This window comes from Limosilactobacillus vaginalis DSM 5837 = ATCC 49540 (assembly GCF_000159435.1).
Taxonomy (GTDB): Bacteria; Bacillota; Bacilli; order Lactobacillales; family Lactobacillaceae; genus Limosilactobacillus; species Limosilactobacillus vaginalis.
This window is the reverse complement of the sequence record NZ_GG693414.1, coordinates 86509-111327: the sequence shown is the minus strand read 5'-3', so window position 1 is coordinate 111327 and position 24819 is coordinate 86509. Positions and strand designations below refer to the sequence as shown.

Below are 24819 nucleotides of genomic sequence, written 5' to 3'. Positions count from 1 at the left end.
ACCGCAAGCACTATCACTCAGTCCCTCATTATTTGCTATTTTATTATGGCGCGAAACTATTAATATTGTTCCATGTAGCGTTGCCGTTCCCAATCAGAAACATGAGCACGGTAAGCGTCATATTCACGGGTCTTAGCCTCTTCAAAGCTTTGGTATAGGTGTTCACCCATTGAGCCCTTAATCACTTCATCATCAGCTAAGTCCTTTAATGCACTGTGTAAGGTATCAGGTAAGTTAACAATTCCCTTGCTCTTCCGTTCCTTAACAGTCATGTCATAGATATTTTCATCAACATTGTGAACCGGTGGCAAGTTGTTCCGCAGGCCATCAAGTCCCGCTTCAAGAACTGCAGCAATTGCTAAGTATGGGTTAGCTGCAGGATCAGCTGACCGCAATTCAAGCCGTGTTCCCATTCCCCGGTCATTTGGAATCCGGACTAATGGTGAACGATTAGAGGTTGACCAAGCAACATAAACCGGTGCTTCATAACCTGGAACTAACCGCTTATAAGAGTTAACAATTGGGTTGACAATTGCGGTATAACTCCGTGCGTGCTTCATCAAACCGCCTAAGAAATGGTAAGCAGTTTCTGATAATTGGTCCTTATCGTTTTCGTCATAGAATGCATTCTTGCCATCTTGAGTAAAGAGTGACATGTTAAGGTGCATTCCTGAGCCATTAATTCCAGACAATGGTTTTGGCATAAACGTTGCGTGTAAGCCGTACTTCTTGGCAATTGTCTTAACAACCAGCTTGAATGTTTGAATATTATCAGCCGCTTCAAGTGCATTAGAGTACTTGAAATCAACTTCATGCTGACCAGGAGCAACTTCATGGTGCGCTGCTTCAACATCAAAGCCCATCTTTTCTAATGCCAGGACAATATCACGCCGGCAATCTTCACCAATATCTGCTGGTTCCATATCAAAGTAATTTTCAGAATCGTTAACCTTAGTAGTTGGGTTACCGTTATCATCCGTCTTAAAAAGGAAGAATTCTGGTTCAGGGCCAATATTGAATGACTTGAAGCCCATCTTTTGCATTTCTTTTACAACTCGTTTGAGGTTGTTCCGTGGATCACCTGAGAATGGCGTACCATCTGTCATGTGAACACTGCAAATCACCCGAGCAACCTTTCCGTGATCAGCTCCCCAAGGGAAGACTAACCAAGTTGACATATCAGGGTAAAGGTACATGTCACTTTCCTCAATCCGCACAAAACCATCGATTGAAGAACCATCAAACATGATTTTATTATCCATTAACTTATCAAGTTGGCTAACCGGTAAGTCAACACTCTTAATTGTTCCTAACAAATCAGTGAACATCACCCGTAAGAAGCGAATATCCTCATCTTTAACCATTTGACGTATTTCATCTTTGGTATATAAATGTCTAGCCATAAATTCATTCCCTTTCTTGAAGACACCTTGACCAAGTCACTTAATAAAAGAAAGTAAATAATAATTTTGCTGGCCAGTTTCAATTTAAAATTTAGACTAGACCAATCTAAATTAAATAACTTGTTTTCATTAAGCAACCCTGTTTCCTTAGTACTGCTTAAGGATACCAATTGAAAATCATTAAGTCAATTTACTGAAAACGTTTTAACCTGATTATAACCAAATCAGCACAAAAACTTTAATTTTTTAACCATGAAGAAATAAATTGTTTAATTTCGTTAGTATTATTTTGACCGCTTACCAGATCAAACCAGTGAACATCCATCTTATTTCTAAACCAAGTCAGTTGCCGTTTAGCATAATGACGTGAATCTTGTTTAATTTTATTAACAGCATCATCAAGAGAACACTTACCAGCAAAGTAAGGAAATAACTCATGATAGCCAATTCCCTTCCCAGCTGGTAATTCAATTCCGCCCTTATCATATAACCATTTAGCTTCATCAATTAATCCAGATTTCATCATCAGGTCAACCCGGTGATTAATACGGTCATACAATACTGGCCGAGCTGTGGTAAGGCCAATCAGTAGGAAATCATCCATTGATTGTGCCTGATGCTGTTGAGAGAATAGCCGACCACTGGTTTCGATTACTTCCAGTGCGCGAATCACCCTCCGTGAATTATTTTCAGGGATTGCCATTGCTGCCTGGCGGTCCTTCTTTTCCAGTTGTTGCCAGAGGTAATGAGCACCATTTGCTTCTAAAATTTTTTGCCAATGTTGGCGGATTATTGCCGAACGATCATTATCCTGGTGACCACCTAATGAAAGGTTATTCGTTAATGACTGCAAATAAAATCCGGTTCCGCCAACGATTAGTGGTAACCGTTTAGCGTTACTGATCTTTTCAATCCAGGAATTGGCTTCCTGTTTAAACTTAGCAACTGAATATTGCTGTTCAACATCACAAATATCAATCAGGTGATGAGGAATTCCTGCCATTTCTTCAGTCGTTACCTTAGCTGTACCAATATCCAAGTGCTTATACACTTGCATTGAATCACCTGATATTACTTCACCATTAAGGGCGGTTGCTATTTCGATTGATAGGGCAGTTTTACCTACCGCTGTAGGGCCAACAATTGCCACAACTTTAGACATTTTTTATCTCCTTAATATAAATTTTGATCCTTCTGACTGGTAAAAAGGCGCTAAGTCTTGCATAATAGAGGTAACATAGTAACAAGAGGAGGCTATATTATGAAAAACTTTGCTAAGGGTGTCTTAATTGGAACTTTCGGTACTCTCGCCGCAATTGCTAGCGGAGTATTCACCTTCCACAAGACCGTTGTTAAACCAATTGAAGATCAAGAAGAAAAATTTGATGAAAACCGGAAAGCTGCCACTCGAAAGAGTCGTTCAGCTCACCAAGCTTAATCAATTCTATTATAAAAAAGAGGCCGGAAAAAACGAAACGTTTTTTCCGGCCTCTCTCTGTAACTAATAGTTTCCGAACTTAGCGAGCCTAACTCCGAAAACATTAATCTTGAGTTTCTTCTTAGTACTTAGACTTCTTGGTCTTCCCTTTCCAACCATTATAGCCACCCTTAAGGATGTATAGTTGGTGGTAACCATGTTTAGCAAGAAATGCAGCAGCTTGGGTGCTAATTGCAATTCCTTGATCATACATATATACAGGAAGATCAGGACGCAATTCACCATATTGTTGTTTCAGGTAAATATATGGCAAATTCCGTGCCCCTAAGATATGGCCCTTTTTAAAGTCATTGGGCTGCCGAAGGTCGATTACTTGCGCTTTACGCATCCCCTCATGAAAGGCATCTTGATCCAAGACCGTTGCATACTTCTTTCGACGGTAGTATTGGAAAAGCCAAGTAAGACCCCAAGCAATCAAAAGGACAATAATAACAATATTAAAGGTTAACAAACCATTACTAACTCCAAGAATCACGTTAACGCTCCTCATCTTTTACATGAATTGCCGAGCCAAAGAAGCAGCACCGATAACCCCGGCATCATTACCAAGTTCAGCCAACTTTAATTGAGTTGATGTCCGAACAGTTGGGAAAGCAAACTTCTTGAAGTTCTCATTAACCCGCTTCAAAAGGAAGTCACCAGCAGCTGAAACCCCACCACCAATAACAAGGTATTCAGGGTTAAGTGCATTACTTAAGTTAGCAGCAGCTAATCCCAAGTAAAATGCAACTTCATCAACAACTGTGTTTGCTAAATAATCGTTTTGCTTAGCTAAATCAAAGACAATCTTAGCAGTAATTTCGTCACCATTATCAATCATTGCCTTCAGACGACTGTCACCTTCGTATTCTTCAGCCTTATCTTGAGCAATGTGAACAATCCCCGTAGCGGAAGCGTATTGTTCAAGGCAACCACGATTACCACAAGTACAAAGGTAACCATTAGGCTTTACGATCATATGACCAACTTCACCACCGGCACCAACCATACCATGAACTAACTTACCGTTGGAGATTAATCCACCACCAACACCAGTACCAAGAGTAATAAAGGCAACATCATCACCTTCATTACCAGCACCCTTCCAGCGTTCACCAAGGGCAGCAACGTTGGCGTCGTTATCAAGGGAGAACTTCATGCCGGTTCCCTCTTCAATTTGTTCCTTAACCTTTTGAGTAGTCTTCCAGTTAAGGTTATAGGCACCGACAACAGTTCCCTTATCACGGTCAATTGTCCCTGGGGTTCCCATTCCGATACCAACAAATTGATCACGATCCATCTTGTACAAGTCAAGGTGGTGGTTGATTGAATCAATAATATCAGGAACAATATGCGAACCTTCATCTAAAATATTAGTCCGCAAAGACCACTTTTGTTGAATTTCACCATTTTCAGTTAAGATCGCAAACTTAATAGTAGTTCCACCAAGATCAACACCAATTAATTTTTTAGCCATTTTTTCATTTCCTTTCTTATAACAGCTTAAATAGCTGTTCCATTTTTTTCACGTAGTTCTTCTTCACGATGTTCTTTCCGAAGAACGATTTTTGCCTTCATGTAGGTCGCGTTATCAACAACCCCAGCTTGATATAAGTGATCTAGCTCGATCGCAATTAACTCAATATCATATAACCGTTTACCAACATAAACATAAACATTAAATTCTTTTAGTAACTGTTGAACATCATATAGGGTTCGATATTCTCGCGGTCGTGTCACCTTAAATCACCTGCCAATTGCAATTATCATAGCAATAATACCAAAGAACAATACGAGACTGCCAATCATCCGTTTATAAAGACGAACATGCCCAACAAACGGTGCACCAACAACATACGATATTAGGAATCCACCGAGAAGACCACCAATATGGCCAGCAAGATCCACTCCAGGAAGGAAGAAATCCATCACGATATTAATTCCTACTAAAATCAAAAATTGTCGGCTTAAATCCTGAATCAATTCGTTATCGTGAAATGATTCCCCCAACATTAAGAATGCACCAAACAAGCCGAAAAGTGCCGTACTCGCACCAGCTGAAATTGTGTTAGGCAAGAAATAGGCACTTGCCAGGTTACCGGTAAAGGCACTCACTAAATAAATCACTAGCATTCGCCAATGACTAAATAATTCTTCGATATACATTCCCAAGAAATAAAGGGTAATACTATTAATAATTAGGTGGGCAATTCCGATATGGAGAAATACCGGTGTTATCAACCGCCACCACTGACCTTCATGGATCAATGACGTAACCCGTGCACCACACTCTATTAGAACACTAAAATTCGTTGAACCACCTAATAGTGTCATTATGATAAACGCAACTATTTGAATAATCAAGAGGACAACGGTTACTGGTGCTCTTCGCCAAATTTGATCCCTCATTAATCAGTCTCCGGTAAAGAAAGCACTTTATTAACGTGTCTATCGTATTGGTCGCTTTGCCACTCATTTTCATTTGCCAGCTGGGTAGTAAAGGATAGTGAGACCGTATCACCATTATATTTGTCTAAGTAACGATCATAGTAACCCCCGCCAAAACCAATCCGACGACCAGATAGAGTAAATGCAACCCCAGGGACAATCATCAGATCAATCTCATCGGGTTGGTACACTCGACCATCTTTCGGCTCTAAGATACCAAAAGTTGTTTCCACAAATTCGGTATCTTCATTTAACGCCACAAACTCCATTTGACGATCTGGCAAGGTTCGCGGGACAACAATTTGACGGTTTTCATGACGAGCATGAAGTATGATTGGAGAAGTATCCAATTCTAAGGACTGACTTAATGTTGTTGCGATAACCTTAGCATTCATCCACTCAGGTTGGTCAAATAGCAATGAAGTTAATCTTTTTTCTTCATGTAAACGCGTATTAAGATCAAGTTGTTGCAGTCGTGCGATATACGCTTGACGCAACTCCTTCTTTGAATACGTCATTATCCTACAATCTCTCCTTTTAAACGTTTTCAATCTATAATTATCACAGCTCATGACTATTTATGCAAGCGTTTTTTCACTAAGTAATAAAAAAGGCACCTAAAAAGGTGCTTTTTTTATTACTTAGTTTCACGGTGTAAAGTAACCTTACGTTCCCGAGGGCAGTACTTGTTTAATTCAAGACGGTCGGGATTGTGACGACGGTTCTTACTAGTTAAGTAAGTCCGTTCGTGGCATGATGTGCATTCAAGGATAATGTTGACACGCATTGTCATGACCTCCTATTTTTTTATTATTTAACGTGGTTATTAACCCTAACTCGTACAACTATATCATTAATTAACTAGTTTGACCAGTCTTTTGTGATAATTGTTAAGGAAAAATACTTGACAGATAATCTAGTAGCTAGTCATTGCTGGTACTCTTAGAATCCTGAACCATCTTCCAGTAAGCACTGAATATTTGCTTAGCCATGTTCAAGTTAGCACCACCATTTTCATTAGTTACCCCTGGAATTGCAAGAGCAACAACAACTTGCGGGTTCTTTGATGGCGAGTAACCAGCAAAACTAATTGTTGAAGTCTGATGACCATTAGTAACAGTTTCAGCAGTCCCCGTTTTCCCTGAGATTGATGGTTTAGCAGTTCCCAAGGACTTGGCAGTTACATAAGAACTTGTTCCGTGAGTAACCAGATATAGCCCCTGACGTACTAGATCAAAGTCTTCCTTTGAAGCAGGAATTGTAAACTGAACTTGTGGTTGGGTTGTGTATTCAACTCTTCCCAACTTACCATTAGACTTACTGCCACGGATCTCTTTAACTACATACGGCCGCATCCGGTTTCCACCGTTAGCAATCGTTGACATATATTGAGCCAACTGAATAACAGTATAACCATCATAGTTCCCATAAGATAAGTCAAGTGCTGATCCAATATGCTTCTGAGTAGATGGCCCATTATAACCAGCCGTTTCTCCGGGAAGATCAATCCCAGTCTTTTGCCCCAAACCAAACATGTTAAAGTACTGACGTTCCTTAGCAAAGATGCTTGGCTTCAATGTTAACTGAGCACCTGATTTATAATTCATTCCACCCTCCTTCATGATTAACTGCATCATGTAAGAGTTTGATGAAACTTCCAGTGCCATTGGAGCACTTAAAGCCATGTTGGCAGAACCGGTTTTGTTAAACCATGAACTCTTCGATGAAGTTCCTGCAACCTTAATCGGCTGATCGGTTAAGGTATTATTGGTTGGTGTAATAACACCACTCATTAAACCACCCATGATAGTGGCACCCTTAACAACGGACCCCATTGTAATTGGGTGGTTAATCGCACCAATTTCATCGACAGTTTGCTTACCGGTCTTAATATTCCGGTCGATTCCAGCCATAGCATAAATTGCCCCGGTATGTGGATTCATAACTACCGCATAAACACCCGATGAATATGAGATTCCTGCAGAAGAATAATTCTGTTTCAAAATTTCCTGAACACGCTTTTGGAACTTAGAATTAATCGTTAAGACAAGGTTATCCCCCTTCTTACCAGGATACTTAACTACCTCATCAGTTACCTTATTTCCACTAGTAGTTACCTGTGTTTGTGACTTAGAACCAGCTAAAGTTCCCTGGAACATCTTTTCCAAGTAACTTTGACCAACACTATCACTTCTGGAATAACCCTGAGAAAGCAAACTATTAATCTGGTCACTCGGCAACCCAGTTGTTGAAACAGTCCCAGTTAGTGATTGAAAATCCTTCCCTTGTGGATAGTTTCTTGTCCAAGCCGTTCCAATTTTGACACCAGGCATTTGGTTTAGGTGCTCACCAACTTCGGCAAGCTCTTTACTAGTAACTCCGGATTTTTTAATGTAAGTTGTTGATAGTGAATATGCCCCGGTCATCGCAGCATATATCCGGGCATTGCTCTTTTCGTGATCTGACAACCGCAATTCATTCGGATGACTCTTTAAATACTTTAGTGCAGCATTATATTGGTCGTCATCACTAGCATCTTTAGAGAGGTTTAGCTTTTTAGTAATCCGCTTAAGATTATCCTTATTTGCTAAGTAGTAATCTTCTTCATTCCGGACTGTTAACCGCGTATCACTGTTACTTACGGTAATGTATTTTCCTAAGCGATTGGCAATCTGATAAAGCTGAGCCGTCGTTACGTCAGAACTCTTAGTATAGGTAATTGCTTGGTGAGTCTGGTTACCAACTATTACCTTACCGCGACTATCGTAAATCATTCCCCGTTGAACATTATTTGTTTGAATCGTAGTATCCGATCGTTTAACCTCTGCCTTATAGGATGACCCGTTAAGGACTTGCAAGTAAAACAAACGACCAGCAAGCATTAATAGCAAAATTCCGACAATCCAAAGCAACAAGTTCAACCGTGAGGGGATTATAGATTGAGCATTCTTATGTTTTCCTTTGTTTGAACTAAAATAGTTCGTAATTCGATCAAAAAACTTCACAGTATTAAACTTCTCCTTTTACCGTGATGAATTCTATTGTAGCAAATTTTACTTCATTTGACAGTTAAAGCTGACTTACCAAAATGAAATCATACACTTTATTGATACAAAAATGAATACGTAAATCGGCAAATCACGGAAACTTAACAGAACCTTCATATTCATTGGGGATTAATTCGGTATATAATGACAAGGATATTTTATTTAGGAGGACATTTTGTGCAATTTCGTTCTCAATTTAAAAAACAGCATATTTTATTAATCAGTTTTCTCCTTCCCGTAATTATAATGGGGAGCTATTTTGCCTATCGCTCAATGGCGCCTTTTGGGCAAAACAGTTTGCTAACCGTCGACCTTGGGCAGCAATATATTGATTTTTTCTCGTACTTTCGACGAACCTTGCTGCATCACCCAAGTGAGTTTATCTATTCATTTAGCAAGGGGCTCGGTGGAGAGATGTGGGGGACAAACGCTTACTATCTTTGGAGCCCTTTAAACCTAATTCTCATTTTCTTCCCGGCCGCCCATCTTTCTAGTGGCGTCTTGGTGTTAACCCTATTAAAGTATGGTCTCTCCGGTCTTGCATTTGCTTGGCTGCTAACAAAGACTAAACTGCAAACCGGAATTCGTATTCTTGCATTTAGTACCGCCTATGCTCTCAATGGTTGGATCGTTGCTAATCAGCTAAACTTACTCTGGCTTGATGCAATGATCATTTTACCGCTAGTTGTCTGGGGACTTCACCAGGTTATTTTTGCCCGTAAATTTGCTTGTTATATTTGCTGGCTTACCGTGATGATGCTCGATAACTACTATATGGCTTGGATGATCTGCATCTTTACAATTCTTCTTTTTATCTGGCAGCTTCCATTAATTAATAATTGGCGGGAACGGTTGTGGGCTTTTAGTCGTTACATAATTGCTTCATTAATCGCTACAGGCATCAGTTGCATTGTCTTATTGCCAACCATCTATACCCTTCTTCAAAGCAAGGGAACTTATACTAACAACCATATTCGAAACCGCTTCGAATATAATCCGCTAAAACTGCTTGCTAAGCTTGTTCCCGGATCATTTAATTTCAATCAAATGCCTAGTGGTCAAGCAAATATTTATGTGGGAATGCTAATGATGTTTGGCTTGGGATTATACGTTTTAAACCACCATATCAACTTGCGTCAGCGAATTCTCGCTCTGCTCATTACGATCTTTTTCATTCTTTCATTCTGTTATGAACCGCTTGATCTTCTTTGGCATATCGGCCAATTTCCTGTATGGTACCCTTCACGATTTTCATTTATCTTTTGTTTTTGGACGATTCTTCTTGCTGCTACTTGTCTGCAAAAAGATTTTCAACCAGAAAAATGGCAACTTGCAACCTTACTGATAATCACGTTAGCAATTTTTGCATATGTTGAAACCCTAACTGTTTCTTATATTAATAACAGTCAGAAATTGATCGGACTGGGTATCGCGATTATCAGTATTATCTTTTTGGCGATCCCTCACGCGGCTTCCCCCAACCTAAACAACCTTTTACTAGTGCTGATCACGGTTTGTGATGTTTCAACCAGCACCTATACTGCCCTCAACCAAATATCATACGTTAGTCAAACCGAATTTGGGCAATATACCACGGCACTTAATAACGCTACTACAAAAATCAAAAATAGTGATCATGGCTTTTATCGGATTGCTAAAACCTTCATGCGAACTAAAGATGACCCAATGCAAAGCGGCTTTAACGGTGGTGACCACTTCGGCTCAACGATTGTTCCTAGTCTTCCAACGTTTATGGGAGCAATTGGACAACCGGCCGGCGATGGTTTCGTATCATACGATAATGGCACTCAAGTAACGGATTCGTTATTAGGTTTCCGCTATACAATGGCGGTTATTGATCCAAATCGTTCAACGCCATTTCTCCCCTTATCAGGGTATCGTCCTGATTGGAATACTCAGGTTCCTGTAGCGGTAACTAATAATATTGGAATACGAAAGAACAAGGATACCTTACCAATTGCGTTTGGTGCTAATTCACGAATTCTCAGCTTAAGTCATGATACTTATGACCCTGTGGCTTATCAGTCTGAAATTTTCCAAGACTTAGCTAACTCTCCACAACCACTATTTGAAATTCAGAACTTTAACCAAGTCGATTTTCAAAACGTTCAAAGCGCAAAACAAATTACCGGAACCGTTTTTCAAAAAGAGCAAAAATCTGCCGGAGCGACCGTCAAATTAGAATTCACCCCTAACAGTAATGATTCATACTATTTAACCGTTGGGCCGAATGTTAAGGATGATGCGTCAATCACGGTAAATAACCGGCACTTTAGCCAATATCAAACTTATCGGGATACAATCGTTATGAACGTTGCCCATCACCAAAAAGGGCAAAAAGTTGTAATTACCTTCCATTTGAAACACGCAGAATTATGGATGCAAAATGTGAGTCTATATCGCCTTAACCAGCAAGCATTTAATCACGATCTCAAAACGTTGCAACGATCGCCATTAAAGCTCAGTCATGCTAGTGCAACAACCCTTAAAGGAAAAGTTAATATTAAAAAGGATCAAGGAGTACTGATGACAACGATTCCTTATGATCGCGGCTGGCATGCTAAAATTGATGGTCATCCGGTAAAATGTCAAAAAGCTATTAGTACATTCCTAGCACTGAAGATTAAACCAGGAACCCATCAGGTAACCCTTCATTACCGACCACCATACTTAATTACCGGAATGATTATTAGTGCGCTAAGCTTATTAGCAGCATTTTTCTTGATTAAATTTAACGTTCGCCATCAATAAAAGAAAAAAGCAGAGACGTAAATCAGAGGCTAAATTAACCTCTGTAATCGTTTCTGCTTTTTCTTCACCTTAAATTATTTATTTCCATTGTGCAGAAGCACCAGTCGAAGCATCAGCCTTACTATCCGCATGATCATCAGAATCTTTATCTAACCCAGCAACATCAGGCGTTGAGTCACCGTCTTCATGCTTGAAATGAAAAACTGGGCCATCAGACTTTTTATCATAATCAATAGTCATTATTAATCCCTTGAAAAACCATTCATCAAGGTTATCAATATGATAATTAACGTTTCCCTTTTTTACTTCCAGGATTGGTGAAACCGGAACATCCTCACGCGTAAAACCCTGTGAAAATCCGTGGTGAACTTCTGTTGAGCCATAAGTCTTTCCGTAGAATTTTACTCCACCACCATTTTCCAAGCCTAGGTTAGTTCTAAACCAATTATCTGCAGCATCGGTTATAATCATCTTCATTAACTTCACATCCCTTCGATTACTATACTTTATGATAGCACTTTCATTAGGGAGAAAGATATGATTTTCGGTTAATAAAGCTAAAACTTAATAGATTAGACAATTGATCATAAAAGGTCCAAACTCCACTTGCGGAATTTGGACCTTTAATCATACTGAGATTAGTTTGATTATTCTACACTCAAAATTTTAACCTTCATCGTACCATTAGGGATTTCAATCTCGACTTCTTCGCCGACCTTGTGTCCAAGGAGACCCTTTGCCATTGGTGACTCATTAGAAATCTTACCGTTAAATGGATCAGATTCTGATTCCCCAACGATTTGGTAACTTTCAGGTTCTTCATCGGGAAGTTCCTTGATCGTTACTTTTCGTCCCATTGATACTTCATCTTTGTCAACATCATCATTATCAATGATTTCAGCATATTGAAGCATATTTTCAATTTGTGAAATTCGTCCTTCAACAAAGGCTTGTTCATCCTTTGCTGACTCATATTCAGAGTTTTCAGAAAGGTCACCATAGCTTCGCGCAATTTTAATTCGCTTGATAACTTCTGGACGACGCTTCATTTTAAGGTCTTCAAGTTCTTGTTCAAGTTTTTGTTTTCCTTCCAGCGTCATTGGAAAAGTTTTTTCTTCAGCCATTTAATTACACACTCCTATCTTATATCCATTGGTAAATTACCATTTGTTTAGATAAATGTAAATAATTATTCTAAAAATATTTTTAATGACTTTCACGGGATTCTTGCAAAAGACTAACAATCTGCGGTGTCGAGTACGAAGCTTTTAGTTTAAATGTTCCGGCCTTTACTCCCGATTCCTTATGAGTTTGCAAATAGTAATCACAGACGAAACTACTCCGCACTAATCGTTTTCTTTTTAAAATCACACCCACTTGATGATCAGTCGCACTCTGCGGTATTTTAACGCTTATTACTTGATTTGCTGAAGAATCAACTGGTCTTAAAGCATAGTTAAAATATTGGTGAATCCCTAAGCCACAACAAATTAAAAGAATTAGGATAATCAGAACAACCCGATTTTGCCGACGTAATTTTTCGTTAGTCATTATTAACGAATCTCAGCATTTAATTGTTCTTGAAGGTGTTTTGTTACCTTATCAAATGCCTGGTTAACCTGATCCTCAGTCAAGGTTGCATTGGTATCCTGGTAAGTTAATGTGTATGCCAATGACTTCTTTCCAGAAGAAAGGTGGGCACCGCTATAAACATCAAACAAGTGGACATCTTTCAAGAAGGCACCCCCGCGCTTCTTAATTAAATCAACAATCTCTTCATTTGTAACGTTGGTATCAACTAATAGAGCAATATCACGCGTGATTGTTGGGAACTTGCTAATTGGCGTGTATTCATTTTCGATCTTCTTAGCCTTCATTAGCTGTTCAAGGTTTAATTCAAAGACGTAGGTTTCGGGAACCTTATATTCTTTTGCTGTTTGTGGATGAACCTGACCAACAAAACCGACTAACTCGCCATCAATTAGGATATTAGCTGTCCGTCCAGGATGCATCTCTTCTCGAGAATGATCAGCAACGTATTCAATCTTCCCTGCAATTCCCATGTTGTGAAGATAGCGTTCCACCATTCCTTTTACTTGGAAGAAATCAACAGGCTGATCAGTAATGTGCCAGCTATTATTCAATAATTGACCAGTGATTGCTCCTGCGACGTGTTCCTGCTCTTCTGGCCGTTCTCCACCACGCGGAATAAATACTCGGCCCTCTTCATAAAGGGCAACATTATTAACGTTACGAGCAACATTATAAGCAATATCAATCAATAAGCCACTAATAATGCTCATCCGCGTTGCTACATGATCAGAACTCATTGGGAAGTCTAGTTTCATTGGTTCAGCTACTGGATCAATTTGGAATTGCTTAGCCTTGTCAACAGTGGTCAATGAATAACTGATGGCTTGGTTCAACCCCATCCCCTCAAAATCATGTCGAGTGGCCCGAATAAATCGTTGCCGAGGAGATAAACCACCATGATTACGAGTCATTACCGGTAAACTTTCGGGTAAATTGTCATAGCCATAGATCCGGGCAACTTCTTCATAAAGGTCGGCTGGTAAGCTGATGTCCCAACGCCGAGCAGGAACCGTAACTAGAACCGTATCATTGCTAGTTAACTTGTTAGGAAAGGCTAACTGATCAAAAACACTAGTAACATCTTCCATCTTCAGATTAGTTCCTAAAACGTGGTTGATCTTCGTTAATGAGAGCTCGATATCCTTAGATTCTGCTGGTTTTTCACTGCCAGTAACGATTCCCTTGGTAACTGTTCCACCTGCTAATTGAGAAATTAATTGGGCAGCTTCATTAAGAGCAGTTTCAACAGTTGCCGGATTAATTCCCCGTTCAAAGCGCATTGAGGATTCGCTATGAAGATCGAGGCGACGAGCTTGTTTCCGTACCATTACCGAATCAAAAATTGCTGCTTCAAGTGCCACGGTAGTAGTATTCTCTGATACAGCAGTAGCTTGACCACCCATTGTTCCGGCAAGGGCAACTGGTTGATCACCACTTACAACGACAATATCATTTGCGTTTAGTGTTTGTTCTTCATCATCAAGAGTAACGAATTTTTCGTCTGCTCGAGCGTGGCGGACGCTAATATCATGACTTGGCAGCTTATCGTAGTCATAGCTGTGTAGTGGTTGACCATACTTGAGCAGAACATAGTTAGTAACATCCACAACATTATTAATTGGACGAATACCAGAATTCCATAGGCGGATTTGGAGCCACAATGGACTATCTTCAATCTTAACGCCCTTAATTACCCGCAACTTATATGTTGGTGCAATCTTTTTATCACTAATTTCAGCGTTAATGAGATCAGCAGTTGCCTGATCATCATTTTCTTCTACTGCAACTTCTTTAAAGTGCGGCTTCAGGTTATAGAATGCGGCAATGTCATTAACATTGCCATAGATACTCAACATATCACCACGGTTAGGAGTAACATCGGTATCAATAATCGTGTCATCCATTCCCAGGTAGCTGAATACTGATTCACCCGGTTTAGCATCATCAGGCAGAATGTAAATGCCGTCTTCATAAGCCTTTGGAGCAATGCGGTCACTGAAACCAATCTCCTGTAAGGCACAAAGCATCCCGTTGGATTCAACTCCGCGAATCTTGCCACGCTTGATTTTTTGATTATTTGCAATCCGGGCGCCATTTAAAGCAACGATTACTTTTTGCCCGGCCGCAACATTGGGTGCTCCACAAACAATTTGAAGTGGTTCTTCTTCGCCAACATTTACGGAACATACATGCAAATGATCCGAATCAGGATGAGGTTCACAAGTTTCTACTTCCCCCACCACTAACTTTTTCAAGCCATCACTTAATGAATAAACATCATTAATATCAACAGACGTCCGCGCAATCTTTTCGGCAAGATCGCGTGGTTCAACGTCAAGGTCTAAATATTCATTTAACCAATCGTATGAAACTTTCATTGCCGTTATCCTTTCCGATCAAATTGAGTTAAGAAACGAACATCATTTTGGTAGAAGTTCCGAATATCGGTAACCCCGTACTTCAACATTGCAAATCGGTCGGGTCCTAATCCAAAGGCAAAGCCACCAAACTTCTCTGGATCAACACCAGACATCCGCAAGACGTTTGGATGAACCATTCCGGCACCAAGGACTTCAATCCAGCCGGTATGCTTACAGATGGAACAGCCCTTTCCCATACAATTAAAACATGTAATATCAGCTTCTACTGATGGTTCAGTAAATGGGAAGTAACTTGGCCGTAAACGAACATCTAACTTATCACCAAAAAGTGATTGAGCAACGACCTTCAATGTTCCCTTTAGATCAGCCATTGTGATGTGTTTACCGACAACCATTCCTTCAATTTGATTAAATTGATGACTATGGGTAGCATCATCCGTATCACGCCGATAAACTTTCCCTGGCGAAATCATCTTCAATGGTCCCTGGCTAAAGTCATGCTTCTCCAACATCCGTGCCTGCATTGGGGAAGTTTGGGTCCGCATTAGGACAGACGGCGTAACGTAGAAAGTATCCTGCATATCCCGTGCTGGGTGATCCTTTGGCAGGTTTAATTTTTCAAAGTTATAAACTTCTTGTTCTACTTCGTCACCAACAGCAACCTCGTACCCCATTGAAACAAATAGGTCAACCACTTGGTCAATAATTTGTTGGATAACGTGTGGTTCACCCTGAGCCACTGGTGTTCCGGGTAAAGTAACATCAACTGTTTCTGCCTCTAGTTCTGCATTCATTGCAGCTTGTTCTAGTTCTGCTCGCTTGCTTTCAATTGCAGCAGTAAGTTCATCACGAACCTTGTTTGCAAATTGACCAACTTTTGGCCGTTCTTCAGCGCTTAAGTCACGCATCCCACGAAGGACATTGGTAATTGGGCCCTTCTTTCCGAGCATTTTTACCCGAACTTGATTAATCTTTTTCAGGTCTTCAGATTCCCTGATTTCTTGCAATCCTTCTTCACGAAGTTCAGCAAGTCGTTCTTTTAATCCCATAATTTCACTCCTTTTAGTAAACAAAAAAGCCCCGTCCGATTAGGGACGAGGCTTCGCGGTACCACCCTAGTTTGCAAAAAATGCACACTCAAAATCAATAACGGCGATCAACCGGAATATCATTACATATCGGCTCCGGAAATGAAATTCCCCGAATATTACTGACCGTTAATTACAGAATTATAACAGCTCTCTGACAATAAGAATCCAGGTACTAGTTTCCATCAACACTTTTAATATCACAGACTATTGTAGCTAAGCACCGTTAGCAGGTCAAGGAAAAAATTAATTCCACTTGTCACTCCACCGGTGAACGGTACTCATAACTTCCCGAAGTTCTTGTCCTCGTTCCGTTAATGAGTAATCAATCCGATTCTCACCTTCGTAGGTATTCCGGACAACAATGTGCTCGTCTTCCAGTTCCTTAAGACGTTCACATAAAACCCGATCACTACATCCATTAATACTTGCTGAAAGATCCTTAAAACGCATCGTATCCTTAACTAAAAGGGCTTCGATGATTAAGCCATTCCATTTTTTGCCAAGGATCGAAAAGGTATGAGTGAATTTCGGACAAAGTTTACAGCCACCAGCATTAGCCGACTTCTCAGCTAATTGTTGCATAGTAACAACTCCCTTCCACAAACTACCATACAGACTTCATACGACGCTTACGGATCTTCCGTGCCAACTTAGCCCGAAGCGGGGTAAAGAATTCATGTTCAGCTTCAAAGTCATCCACAAGGGAAACAATCCAGCTCTCACGATACTTCGGCAACGCTAATGTTGCACCAAACATATGCTTAAGGATAATATCTTTTTCCTTTGCATTCAATTTTGTTAATTTTTCAGCATTACGCAAAGCTACCCGTGGATGAATAAACGCATGTGTCCCCAAGTCAAATTTGGTAGTTCGCCAATCATAATAAAAGAGATCATGTAATAAGCCAGCGCGGGCAACACTCCGATAATCAAGATGCATCCGTTTGGCAATCCTGTAACTATCGAATGAAACCGCAATCGAATGTTGGAGACGGTTCGAGTGATGGTGTTGTGTATACTGAGCTAACTTCTGAACAGCTGGCTGAGCTAATAAATCACTAACAATAGAAACATACTCCGAATCGGTTCGCCATTCATTAATTGACTTCATATAATCCCCCTTTTCAATTCTTAAGGATATTTTACAAGATCTATCCCAACAAATAAATCATTAAGCATTATAAATTTTTATTTAACTGAAACATAAGAATTCCCGCAGAAACAGCAACGTTCAGTGACTCTGCCTGCCCCCGCATTGGAATGTAAAGGTTGGCTGTTGTTTGACTGAGAAGCTGGTCGCTCATCCCTTGGCCTTCATTCCCCATAATTAAAGCAAAGGTTTTTCCTGGTTCAGCATCACGAAAACTTTTTGCCTGCGGATTAAGCTGAGTCCCGTAAATCGGTGCATTAACCGTCTTAAAATCTTCAATCCACTTTGCTAGATCGCCTTCGTACAGCTTCAAATGAAATTGAGACCCTTGCATTGACCGAATCACTTTCGGGCTGAAAATATCTGCTGAGCGGTGACTAACCACTACACCAGCAAATCCAGCAGCATCAGCAGTTCGTACCATTGTACCAACATTGCCTGGATCCTGAACACGATCAAGAAATAACCAGCCACCATGAAGGCTTTCCATATCTGGAACCTTGTGTGCATCTGGCAACGGAACCACCGCTGCAATTCCCTGTGGAGTAACCGTATCAGTAATATGCTGCATTACCTCTTCAGTAACTTCATATACCTCATTAGTAAGCGAATTTAAATCTGAGTGAGCAGCAAGCTGTTCACTTGTTCCAATTAATTGCAAAATTTGAACACCTGATTGAACCGCTTCATTCACCAAGTGCCAGCCGTCAAGTAAGTACGTCCCCGTTTGTCGACGGTATTTCTTTGTTTGAAGTTTTTTCCAATTTTTTACGTGTTGATTATGAATCGACGTAAGTTTTTCCATTTAATTATCGACTCCTCTTTTGATTAATTATACCATGGTTATAGCGTACAATGATGTTAATAATTTCTATGATTTTATTAAGAGAAGGAGTGACCTAAATGGGACTTCAATGTTTAAAGATAATTGTCCATGGTCAGGTTCAAGGGGTCGGCTTTCGTTACGGGACACTGCAAATTGCTAATCGTCTCACCATTACGGGAACTGTCCAGAATTTATCAGACGGAACAGTCAAAATCATCGCTGAAGGTAACCACTCAAGTTTGGAAAAATTTATTCACCTAATTAAAACTGAGCCAACCCCATTTGCCCGGGTTGCCGACCTGCAAATTGAGGAGCTACCACCCTATCATTATCAGCTTTTTATGATTAAATAGCGTTAAATCGGTAGAATTGCTAATGGATTTAATGTTAATATATGTACTGTTTTATACTATTTAATAACTATACTTAACTACACTAAGGGAGAATATTGATGAAACGAAAACGACTTTCGGTTGCGGGACTATTAACCGTTGCCCTACTACTCCTGACTGGTTGTGTACGAACGACAAAGTCAGGAAAGCCATACGGACTAACATATACGTACCTTGCAAAACCAATGCAGCATTTAATGGAATGGCTTGCTAGTCATTTAGGCAATAATTACGGTTGGGCAATTATCGTAATTGTTGTTGTTGTCCGGACAATCTTGCTACCAGTGATGTTTTCACAAATGAAGAAATCGACCATCATGCAAGAAAAAATGGCTAAAATCCAGCCATTGCTTAAAGACCTCCAAAAAAAGCAACGAGAAGCGAAAACTCCAGAAGAGCAAGCTGCCGTTGGTGCACAAATGATGGCTGTTTACCGGGAAAATAATGTTAGCCTGACTGGGGGAATCGGCTGTTTACCACTACTAATTCAGTTCCCAGTTTTTGCTGCCCTCTATGCAGCAATCCGTTATTCCCCAGACCTTTATCATGCAACTTTCATGGGAATTGCACTAGGAAAGCCAAGCATTCTTTTCGCAATTCTTTCCTTCGTTGCATATGCTGTACAAAGCTATCTTGGATTAGTGGGAGTGCCGGAAGAACAAAAGAAGCAAATGAAAATGGCAATTTGGATGAGTCCATTTATGACCTTCTTTATCTCATTAACCTCATCAGCCGGGCTAGGACTTTACTTCTTTATTGGTGGGCTATTCGCCATTCTTCAAACCTTAATGATTAATGCATATCGGCCACGGATTCGCCGACAAATTGCAGAAGAAAACAAAAAAAATCCAGTTAAGGTTCCTGATGCTTTGACAACAAATAATTCAGCATCTAAAGCAACCGATAATGTTTCTGCAACGATTGATCAATTAAAGGAATCTGCTGCACCGGTTTCTTCAGCTACACCAAAGCCAAGTAATCGTCAGCGAAATGCTGGTAAGCAGCACCATCATAAAAACAATAATTAAAAAACTAGGACTATGGGAATCACTATAGCCCTTTTATTTTAGGAGACAGGATAATGATTAAACCAATTAACCACGATCAAATACTTTTACAACAACGTGCCATCCCCGCAACAAGACAAGATCTTAATGTTGGTATTGATCTCAAAGACACCTTAAATGCACACCATGCAGAATGCATTGGGATGGCAGCAAATATGATTAGCATCAACAAGGCAATTATTATTGCAAGTCTTGGACCAATTAACATGGTAATGTACAATCCCCAAATAACCCAAAAGCAAGAGCCATATCAAACCGCTGAAGGCTGTCTTTCACTTCCCGGAAAAAGAACGGTTACGCGTTATCGTCAAATTAAGGTTACCTTCCGTGACCAAAATTGGCATTTACAAACCTTACAACTTTCGGATATAGCTGCAGAGATCATCCAACACGAGATCGACCACCTTAATGGAATTCTGATTTAAGGTTCGCCTCTTTTACCGCTGCATTTGATTTGCTAAGATAAGGTTAATGAAATAAGAGCCACAAAATCGCCGGGTTTTGTTTATAAATTATCTTTACTTTCCAAACAGGCGTCCAAATTTCTGGAGGATGGGAAGCTAATCTGGAGGTTTTATCTTGCCAATCACTAAAGAAGTTTTTCATTATGTTAGTCGAAACATTGTTGCCATGCTTGGAACATCAATTTATGTTTTGATTGATACCCTCTTCATTTCGATTGCCGCTGGCGCATTAGGGCTAACTGCCCTCAACCTTGCTCTTCCCATCTTTAATCTCTTTAACGCCCTTGGGTTATTACTCGGTGTTGGTGGGGCAACAATCTTTTCACTAAATAAAATTCTCCACCCTGAGCGAATTGAATCCCTGTATAGCTCGTTAATGATCTCCGCAGCAATTTTGGGAATCACACTTGCGATTCTGATTGATATTTTTTCAGTCGGAATTGTGGACTTTCTTGGCGCCAATAATGCTACGCGGGCTCTCGCAATTACCTATGTACGAATAGTGGCATGGTGCGGTCCATTTGTAATGTGTAATTATGTCAGCATCAACTTTATTCGTAATGATGGCAACCCAACCCTAACCATGTTGGCAACCGTTATCGAAACATCATCAGTAATTATCATTGACTGGTTCTTCATTTTTGGTCTCGGTTTAAAAATGGAAGGAGCAGCGTTGGCAGTAATCTTTTCACCAGCAATCAGTCTGGTAATTTTATCATTTCACCGTCAGTTTAAGAATCGGCGGCTTCATTTTCACCTTGTCCGCCCCTCCTTTAAGCCGCTTATTGAGTCAGCACGATTAGGCTCTGCAGCAGCACTAAATGAACTAAGCAGCGGCGTTAGCGTATTCTTCTTTAACCATGTTCTTTTAATACTAGCAAATAACTATGCCGTTGCTGCTTATGGTGTAATTTCAAACATTGCAATTGTGGTTCTAGCAATTGCTAACGGGGTTGCCCTCGGGGTTCAGCCAGTTGCTAGTCGTGAATATGGTGAGCATCATTTTAATAACGTATCTCACGCATTAAGAGTTGGGATCATCATTACGCTTGCGTTAGCACTTACTGAATTTATCATCTTAACTACATTTAAGTACCCAATCATCAGTCTTTTTAATACTCAGAACTCACTTCAGCTCGTTCATTACGCTGCTGTGGGATTGCCGATTTACTTCACGAGTGCTTTCTTTAGTGCCTTAAATTACCTCTTCATTTTGTTCTTGACGGCAACTAATTCAGCCCGTGCATCGTTCGCCCTATCACTTCTCCGCGGTTACCTAGTTCTCCTGCCATTAATATTTATCCTGCCATTTTTCTTTGGTCTTGAGGGAGTCTGGGCAGCGGTTCCGTTAACTGAATTTATTGTTACGGGAATTGGATTCATCTTAATTCATCAACGGATTAATCAATATAATAATATTTAAAATTAAAACAACCTAAGATTAGTTCAGAACGAAAATAATCTTAGGTTGTTTTTAGTTATGCTCGGGCGTGCTTAGAAGCATAATCATAAAGCACCCACGCAACGATTCCGAAGAAGATTGGTCCAATGGCTGTCCAAAAGGCTGTTTGATAATCATGATCCAAAATTGGTTGGATACAAGTAAAGATGATTCCTAAACAAACAATAATTTCAACAAACCATACCAGAACCATAGTCCAAAACCGGTTCTTAAATGCTATAAATTCACGTGGAATATCTTTTCGCTGGAATGCCGGAAATGCTCCAACTAAGAAAATATATGGCGCACAAGTAGAAACATTCCCCATGTCAGTTAAGATTTGGTAAAAGCTGGCAGCTGCAGAACCACCAAAGGCTACTAAGAAGATAATTACCGAAACGATAACTGCTTGAACCCACATTGCAAAGGCAGGCATTCCATGTCGATTCAACTTAGTAACTCGTGCTGGCCATAAGTCAGGGTTTGATCCCATAATAAAGGACTTAATTGGAGTATAAACAAGGATAAACATTGCACCAAGCATCCCCATTAAACCGGCAAGAGCAATCAAGCGGGTAAATAAATCACCTAAGAAAAGATTTACTCCGTGACTTAACCCCAGGGAAACTCCCATCATGTAACCTAAACGGTGGAAAACAACATACGTTACATTCCCCAGGTTAACACTTAATTTAGCAATTACTTGGTTATAATTTACGCTAAATCCAGTCATAACAATCATTAATACGTAACTACCAATGGTTAAGACAGCACCGATAGTCAACCCTTTAGGAAAAGTCTTTGAAGGGTTCTTCATACTGTCAGTAACCCCACCAAGGTTTTCCATTCCTGCATATGCAAAGATCGCATAAACAACAAATGAAATAATTGCAATCGGCGTTTGAAATGATGGATTAGGTGATACAAAGAATGTCTTAATTCCGTCAATTGGCTGTGCCGGAACACCATGATTTGCAACAATCGTAATTAGGCTGGCAAAAATAAAGATAAAGTTCATTATGATCATGAACGCACCACCAAATGAGCTAATCTTGGTAATCCCATTAATTCCCCGCGAGCTTAACCAGGTAACAACGATCACAAAAATAATTGCCAAAATACCAATTAATTGCGTCGAACCCAAAGAACCAATGTGCCAACTTTGAGTAGTGTCGCGCCCAAAGAGTAACGCTGATAATGTAATCCAAAGACGTGAAGCACTTGAAACAATCCAGAGAACCCAACTAGCAAGCCAGATAAACGTCCCAATGAATGCTAGCTTTTCACCAATTGAACCTGCTAACCAGGAATAAATTCCCCCCTTTGCTTCGTTAAATGCTGAACCATATTCGGCCATCATTAAACAACACGGGAAGAAGAAACAAATTCCTCCTATAATATACCAAAACATTCCTGCATACGACATCTGAGCATAGGCAATAGAAACATTTCCAAACCCATAGATGGTTGAAATGATCATCAAGACCAGCGTTGGTGTCGTGATTAATTTTTTCTTTTCCGTCGCCACGGATCTTCAACTCCTTATTCCAATTCCTTAAAAATATTAAGTTATCCGCTTACATTATAAGCCTAATTTAGTCACTTTTGTACAGGTGACATTAATTTTGTAAATTGTTGAACAATAATTCGAAAGATAATGGCAAATAGTCTTTTAATAATCATTCCTAGTTAACGATTACTATGACAAAAGCACCAAATACTGAATGAAATTCAGATATTTGGTGCCTACCATCTAATTATTATCTTGTTGATCAGTTTTTGCTTGGTCGTCTTCTATATCGTCATCTTCAACGATTGGTAAGATTATCCGAAAGATCGAGCCAGCCCCCAACGAACTTTCAAGGGTAATTGAACCGTGATAGCCTTCAATCAATCGCTTGGCAATAGAAAGTCCTAAACCATTACCACCCTTTTTGCGACTGCGAGCCTTATCAACCCGGTAGAAGCGGTCAAAGACCTTCTTAATATCTTCTGGAGCAATCCCCTCACCAAAGTCCTGAACACCAATTTCAACAGTGTTCATTCCGCGAGAAAGCGAAATATGGATCTCTTTCCGATCCTGCGAATACTTAATCGCGTTATCGCAGAGAATTACTAGCACTTGTTCAAGATGATCACGGTAAACGTCGCTAATAACTGGCGAATGAAGATCGTCATCCAAAGTAAAAGTAAACTCTGGATACAGCATTTTAAAGTTATTAAATACTTGATGAACCACATCATTAACAACCGTTCGTTGGTTACGGAAATTAATTTCAACCTGTTCCGCACGACTCAGATCGAGCATCTCTTGAACCAGGTTCTTCATCCTCTTTGTTTCAGCAAGAGAAGCATTTAATGACTCTGCCAACACTTGAGGATCATCCTTTCCCCAACGTTGAAGCATTTCTAGGTGCCCCTGGATAATTGCTACCGGTGTTCGTAACTCATGGCTCACATCGCCAACAAATTGCGATTGCTGATCGATATACCGTTGCATTCGGTCCAGCATTTCATTAAACATTGCAGTCAATTCTGCTAACTCATCATTTCTTCCCGTTACGGGTACCCGAATATTCTTTGTTGGGTCCTTACTAATTTCTTTTACCGTATCGTGAATGTCACCTAATGGTTGAAGAAGGAAGTAGGATAAGAAATAACCTAGTAACCCACTTGTTAAGATCACCAGTAACATTGCAAAGAAGCAAACTAATTTGAACTGATTATAGCTCTTATAGTAAGCATTTAGACTATTTTCTACTTTCAAGTAACCAATTAACTTGTGACCCCTATTAGAGTATATTGCCTGTGTTCCAGCAAGAACATTATGTTCAGGACCAGAAACCTCTCTAATCCGTTTACTCTGTGAGAATTGAGCGTGACTTAGCGGTTTTCCGGTACTAAAGATATTCTGCTTATTAGGAGTATAGATATTAACAATCAGATGCGAGTCACTTAATTCTTGAATGATTGGCCGTCGATAACGCTGACCATTGACAAAATCATCTCGTTCATGTTCAGGGATAATAATGTTATTAATCCCCGTCTTGTTTAAAGTTGTATTACTGCGTCCTAACTGCTGATTGATCACGTTCATTCCTGAATTCAGCAACTCACGCTCAGAATTTAAGAGGTTTTGGGTAAAAGCGCTAAACAGCGACATCGCTACCATACAAAAAATCAAGAAAGAACCAATAGAAGTTCCTAGCGCCCATTTTAATTTTAGCGAGAAAAATTTCTTTTGTTTTTGTGATTTTTCCATCAGTC

General features: G+C 40.0%; 25 protein-coding genes and 1 other annotated feature. Of the genes, 6 read left to right on the top strand and 19 right to left on the bottom strand.

From position 1 onward, the window contains the following. Positions 1 to 59: 59 nt before the first annotated feature. Together glnA and miaA are read right to left on the bottom strand one after the other, a co-directional pair. Positions 60 to 1403: a type I glutamate--ammonia ligase gene (glnA, locus tag HMPREF0549_RS05690; protein WP_003717310.1), complete on the bottom strand. Its 1344-nt coding sequence runs from the start codon at positions 1401 to 1403 to the stop codon at positions 60 to 62. Between the two features lie 238 nt (positions 1404 to 1641). Continuing rightward, positions 1642 to 2565 (bottom strand): tRNA (adenosine(37)-N6)-dimethylallyltransferase MiaA, encoded by a 924-nt coding sequence (gene miaA, locus HMPREF0549_RS05685; RefSeq protein ID WP_003717309.1) that lies wholly within the window; start codon positions 2563 to 2565, stop codon positions 1642 to 1644. A gap of 99 nt (positions 2566 to 2664) precedes the next feature. Here miaA and HMPREF0549_RS09520 point away from each other — a divergent pair, with 99 nt between their 5' ends. Next, positions 2665 to 2841 (top strand): DUF3042 family protein, encoded by a 177-nt coding sequence (locus tag HMPREF0549_RS09520; RefSeq protein ID WP_003717308.1) that lies wholly within the window; start codon positions 2665 to 2667, stop codon positions 2839 to 2841. Positions 2842 to 2962: 121 nt separating this feature from the next. Here the strand turns inward: HMPREF0549_RS09520 and HMPREF0549_RS05675 are convergent, their stop codons facing one another. From HMPREF0549_RS05675 to HMPREF0549_RS05645, 7 genes are all read right to left on the bottom strand, one after another. After that, complete coding sequence (locus tag HMPREF0549_RS05675) at positions 2963 to 3391, bottom strand: rhodanese-like domain-containing protein (RefSeq protein ID WP_003717307.1); 429 nt, start codon at positions 3389 to 3391, stop codon at positions 2963 to 2965. A gap of 3 nt (positions 3392 to 3394) precedes the next feature. Further along, the gene (locus HMPREF0549_RS05670) at positions 3395 to 4357 is read right to left on the bottom strand and encodes an ROK family glucokinase (protein WP_003717306.1); all 963 of its coding nucleotides are present in this window, start codon (positions 4355 to 4357) and stop codon (positions 3395 to 3397) included. A gap of 26 nt (positions 4358 to 4383) precedes the next feature. After that, a complete protein-coding gene (locus HMPREF0549_RS05665) occupies positions 4384 to 4620 on the bottom strand; it encodes a YqgQ family protein (protein ID WP_003717305.1) in 237 nt (78 codons plus the stop codon). Positions 4621 to 4626: 6 nt separating this feature from the next. Beyond that, on the bottom strand, positions 4627 to 5289 hold the full coding sequence (locus HMPREF0549_RS05660; protein WP_003717304.1) for a rhomboid family intramembrane serine protease: 663 nt from the start codon (positions 5287 to 5289) through the stop codon (positions 4627 to 4629). Beyond that, positions 5289 to 5846: a 5-formyltetrahydrofolate cyclo-ligase gene (locus HMPREF0549_RS05655; RefSeq protein ID WP_003717303.1), complete on the bottom strand. Its 558-nt coding sequence runs from the start codon at positions 5844 to 5846 to the stop codon at positions 5289 to 5291. The genes HMPREF0549_RS05660 and HMPREF0549_RS05655 overlap by 1 nt, the downstream gene beginning before the upstream one ends. 119 nt (positions 5847 to 5965) lie before the next feature. Next, a complete protein-coding gene (gene rpmG, locus HMPREF0549_RS05650) occupies positions 5966 to 6115 on the bottom strand; it encodes a 50S ribosomal protein L33 (RefSeq protein ID WP_003717302.1) in 150 nt (49 codons plus the stop codon). A 136-nt stretch (positions 6116 to 6251) separates the two neighbouring features. Continuing rightward, positions 6252 to 8333: a peptidoglycan D,D-transpeptidase FtsI family protein gene (locus HMPREF0549_RS05645; RefSeq protein WP_003717301.1), complete on the bottom strand. Its 2082-nt coding sequence runs from the start codon at positions 8331 to 8333 to the stop codon at positions 6252 to 6254. 186 nt (positions 8334 to 8519) lie between these two features. Between HMPREF0549_RS05645 and HMPREF0549_RS05640 the strand changes: the two genes are divergently transcribed. Next, on the top strand, positions 8520 to 11147 hold the full coding sequence (locus tag HMPREF0549_RS05640; RefSeq protein WP_003717300.1) for a YfhO family protein: 2628 nt from the start codon (positions 8520 to 8522) through the stop codon (positions 11145 to 11147). A gap of 78 nt (positions 11148 to 11225) precedes the next feature. On the opposite strand, the gene HMPREF0549_RS05635 is transcribed toward HMPREF0549_RS05640, so the two are convergent. The 8 genes from HMPREF0549_RS05635 to HMPREF0549_RS05600 form a co-directional block, all read right to left on the bottom strand. Further along, positions 11226 to 11624, bottom strand: coding sequence for a HesB/YadR/YfhF family protein (locus HMPREF0549_RS05635; RefSeq protein ID WP_003717299.1), 399 nt, complete (start codon positions 11622 to 11624; stop codon positions 11226 to 11228). 170 nt (positions 11625 to 11794) lie between these two features. Further along, positions 11795 to 12271, bottom strand: coding sequence for a transcription elongation factor GreA (gene greA, locus HMPREF0549_RS05630; protein ID WP_003717298.1), 477 nt, complete (start codon positions 12269 to 12271; stop codon positions 11795 to 11797). Positions 12272 to 12353: 82 nt separating this feature from the next. Next, positions 12354 to 12698 carry an MltG/YceG/YrrL family protein gene (locus tag HMPREF0549_RS05625; RefSeq protein ID WP_003717297.1) on the bottom strand — a complete coding sequence of 115 codons (345 nt, stop codon included), beginning with the start codon at positions 12696 to 12698 and terminating at the stop codon, positions 12354 to 12356. 2 nt (positions 12699 to 12700) lie between these two features. Further along, positions 12701 to 15118 (bottom strand): phenylalanine--tRNA ligase subunit beta, encoded by a 2418-nt coding sequence (pheT, locus tag HMPREF0549_RS05620; RefSeq protein ID WP_003717296.1) that lies wholly within the window; start codon positions 15116 to 15118, stop codon positions 12701 to 12703. A 5-nt stretch (positions 15119 to 15123) separates the two neighbouring features. Beyond that, positions 15124 to 16170 carry a phenylalanine--tRNA ligase subunit alpha gene (gene pheS, locus HMPREF0549_RS05615; RefSeq protein WP_003717295.1) on the bottom strand — a complete coding sequence of 349 codons (1047 nt, stop codon included), beginning with the start codon at positions 16168 to 16170 and terminating at the stop codon, positions 15124 to 15126. 38 nt (positions 16171 to 16208) lie between these two features. Beyond that, positions 16209 to 16407, bottom strand: a binding site (T-box leader). Positions 16408 to 16455: 48 nt separating this feature from the next. After that, on the bottom strand, positions 16456 to 16794 hold the full coding sequence (locus HMPREF0549_RS05610) for a winged helix-turn-helix transcriptional regulator (RefSeq protein ID WP_003717294.1): 339 nt from the start codon (positions 16792 to 16794) through the stop codon (positions 16456 to 16458). Positions 16795 to 16816: 22 nt separating this feature from the next. Further along, positions 16817 to 17323: an HD domain-containing protein gene (locus HMPREF0549_RS05605; protein ID WP_003717293.1), complete on the bottom strand. Its 507-nt coding sequence runs from the start codon at positions 17321 to 17323 to the stop codon at positions 16817 to 16819. A gap of 67 nt (positions 17324 to 17390) precedes the next feature. Further along, a complete protein-coding gene (locus HMPREF0549_RS05600; RefSeq protein ID WP_003717292.1) occupies positions 17391 to 18167 on the bottom strand; it encodes a TrmH family RNA methyltransferase in 777 nt (258 codons plus the stop codon). A 98-nt stretch (positions 18168 to 18265) separates the two neighbouring features. On the opposite strand from HMPREF0549_RS05600, the gene HMPREF0549_RS05595 reads away from it, so the two are divergent. The 4 genes from HMPREF0549_RS05595 to HMPREF0549_RS05580 all read left to right on the top strand — a co-directional run bounded on the left by HMPREF0549_RS05595 (position 18266) and on the right by HMPREF0549_RS05580 (position 21534). Then, positions 18266 to 18541 carry an acylphosphatase gene (locus tag HMPREF0549_RS05595; protein WP_003717291.1) on the top strand — a complete coding sequence of 92 codons (276 nt, stop codon included), beginning with the start codon at positions 18266 to 18268 and terminating at the stop codon, positions 18539 to 18541. 98 nt (positions 18542 to 18639) lie between these two features. Then, positions 18640 to 19608 carry a membrane protein insertase YidC gene (gene yidC, locus HMPREF0549_RS05590; protein WP_003717290.1) on the top strand — a complete coding sequence of 323 codons (969 nt, stop codon included), beginning with the start codon at positions 18640 to 18642 and terminating at the stop codon, positions 19606 to 19608. Positions 19609 to 19661: 53 nt separating this feature from the next. Continuing rightward, on the top strand, positions 19662 to 20072 hold the full coding sequence (locus HMPREF0549_RS05585; protein ID WP_003717289.1) for a peptide deformylase: 411 nt from the start codon (positions 19662 to 19664) through the stop codon (positions 20070 to 20072). A gap of 205 nt (positions 20073 to 20277) precedes the next feature. Continuing rightward, positions 20278 to 21534, top strand: a complete 1257-nt coding sequence (locus tag HMPREF0549_RS05580; protein ID WP_152378565.1) for an MATE family efflux transporter — start codon at positions 20278 to 20280, stop codon at positions 21532 to 21534. Positions 21535 to 21589: 55 nt separating this feature from the next. Here HMPREF0549_RS05580 and yjeM read toward each other — a convergent pair whose 3' ends face one another. Beyond that, complete coding sequence (gene yjeM / locus HMPREF0549_RS05575; RefSeq protein ID WP_003717287.1) at positions 21590 to 23080, bottom strand: glutamate/gamma-aminobutyrate family transporter YjeM; 1491 nt, start codon at positions 23078 to 23080, stop codon at positions 21590 to 21592. A 225-nt stretch (positions 23081 to 23305) separates the two neighbouring features. Further along, entirely contained in the window at positions 23306 to 24814 is a 1509-nt protein-coding gene (locus HMPREF0549_RS05570) for a HAMP domain-containing sensor histidine kinase (RefSeq protein ID WP_003717286.1), read from the bottom strand. Between the last annotated feature and the right edge of the window lie 5 nt (positions 24815 to 24819).

Bases quoted from the DNA above. Each gene is read 5' to 3' on its own strand.
- glnA (WP_003717310.1), bottom strand. From the start codon at position 1,403: ATGGCTAGACATTTATATACCAAAGATGAAATACGTCAAATGGTTAAA.
- miaA (WP_003717309.1), bottom strand. From the start codon at position 2,565: ATGTCTAAAGTTGTGGCAATTGTTGGCCCTACAGCGGTAGGTAAAACT.
- HMPREF0549_RS09520 (WP_003717308.1), top strand. From the start codon at position 2,665: ATGAAAAACTTTGCTAAGGGTGTCTTAATTGGAACTTTCGGTACTCTC.
- HMPREF0549_RS05675 (WP_003717307.1), bottom strand. From the start codon at position 3,391: ATGAGGAGCGTTAACGTGATTCTTGGAGTTAGTAATGGTTTGTTAACC.
- HMPREF0549_RS05670 (WP_003717306.1), bottom strand. From the start codon at position 4,357: ATGGCTAAAAAATTAATTGGTGTTGATCTTGGTGGAACTACTATTAAG.
- HMPREF0549_RS05660 (WP_003717304.1), bottom strand. From the start codon at position 5,289: ATGAGGGATCAAATTTGGCGAAGAGCACCAGTAACCGTTGTCCTCTTG.
- HMPREF0549_RS05655 (WP_003717303.1), bottom strand. From the start codon at position 5,846: ATGACGTATTCAAAGAAGGAGTTGCGTCAAGCGTATATCGCACGACTG.
- rpmG (WP_003717302.1), bottom strand. From the start codon at position 6,115: ATGCGTGTCAACATTATCCTTGAATGCACATCATGCCACGAACGGACT.
- HMPREF0549_RS05640 (WP_003717300.1), top strand. From the start codon at position 8,520: ATGACAAGGATATTTTATTTAGGAGGACATTTTGTGCAATTTCGTTCT.
- HMPREF0549_RS05635 (WP_003717299.1), bottom strand. From the start codon at position 11,624: ATGAAGATGATTATAACCGATGCTGCAGATAATTGGTTTAGAACTAAC.
- greA (WP_003717298.1), bottom strand. From the start codon at position 12,271: ATGGCTGAAGAAAAAACTTTTCCAATGACGCTGGAAGGAAAACAAAAA.
- HMPREF0549_RS05625 (WP_003717297.1), bottom strand. From the start codon at position 12,698: ATGACTAACGAAAAATTACGTCGGCAAAATCGGGTTGTTCTGATTATC.
- pheT (WP_003717296.1), bottom strand. From the start codon at position 15,118: ATGAAAGTTTCATACGATTGGTTAAATGAATATTTAGACCTTGACGTT.
- pheS (WP_003717295.1), bottom strand. From the start codon at position 16,170: ATGGGATTAAAAGAACGACTTGCTGAACTTCGTGAAGAAGGATTGCAA.
- HMPREF0549_RS05610 (WP_003717294.1), bottom strand. From the start codon at position 16,794: ATGCAACAATTAGCTGAGAAGTCGGCTAATGCTGGTGGCTGTAAACTT.
- HMPREF0549_RS05605 (WP_003717293.1), bottom strand. From the start codon at position 17,323: ATGAAGTCAATTAATGAATGGCGAACCGATTCGGAGTATGTTTCTATT.
- HMPREF0549_RS05600 (WP_003717292.1), bottom strand. From the start codon at position 18,167: ATGGAAAAACTTACGTCGATTCATAATCAACACGTAAAAAATTGGAAA.
- HMPREF0549_RS05595 (WP_003717291.1), top strand. From the start codon at position 18,266: ATGGGACTTCAATGTTTAAAGATAATTGTCCATGGTCAGGTTCAAGGG.
- yidC (WP_003717290.1), top strand. From the start codon at position 18,640: ATGAAACGAAAACGACTTTCGGTTGCGGGACTATTAACCGTTGCCCTA.
- HMPREF0549_RS05585 (WP_003717289.1), top strand. From the start codon at position 19,662: ATGATTAAACCAATTAACCACGATCAAATACTTTTACAACAACGTGCC.
- HMPREF0549_RS05580 (WP_152378565.1), top strand. From the start codon at position 20,278: ATGCTTGGAACATCAATTTATGTTTTGATTGATACCCTCTTCATTTCG.
- HMPREF0549_RS05570 (WP_003717286.1), bottom strand. From the start codon at position 24,814: ATGGAAAAATCACAAAAACAAAAGAAATTTTTCTCGCTAAAATTAAAA.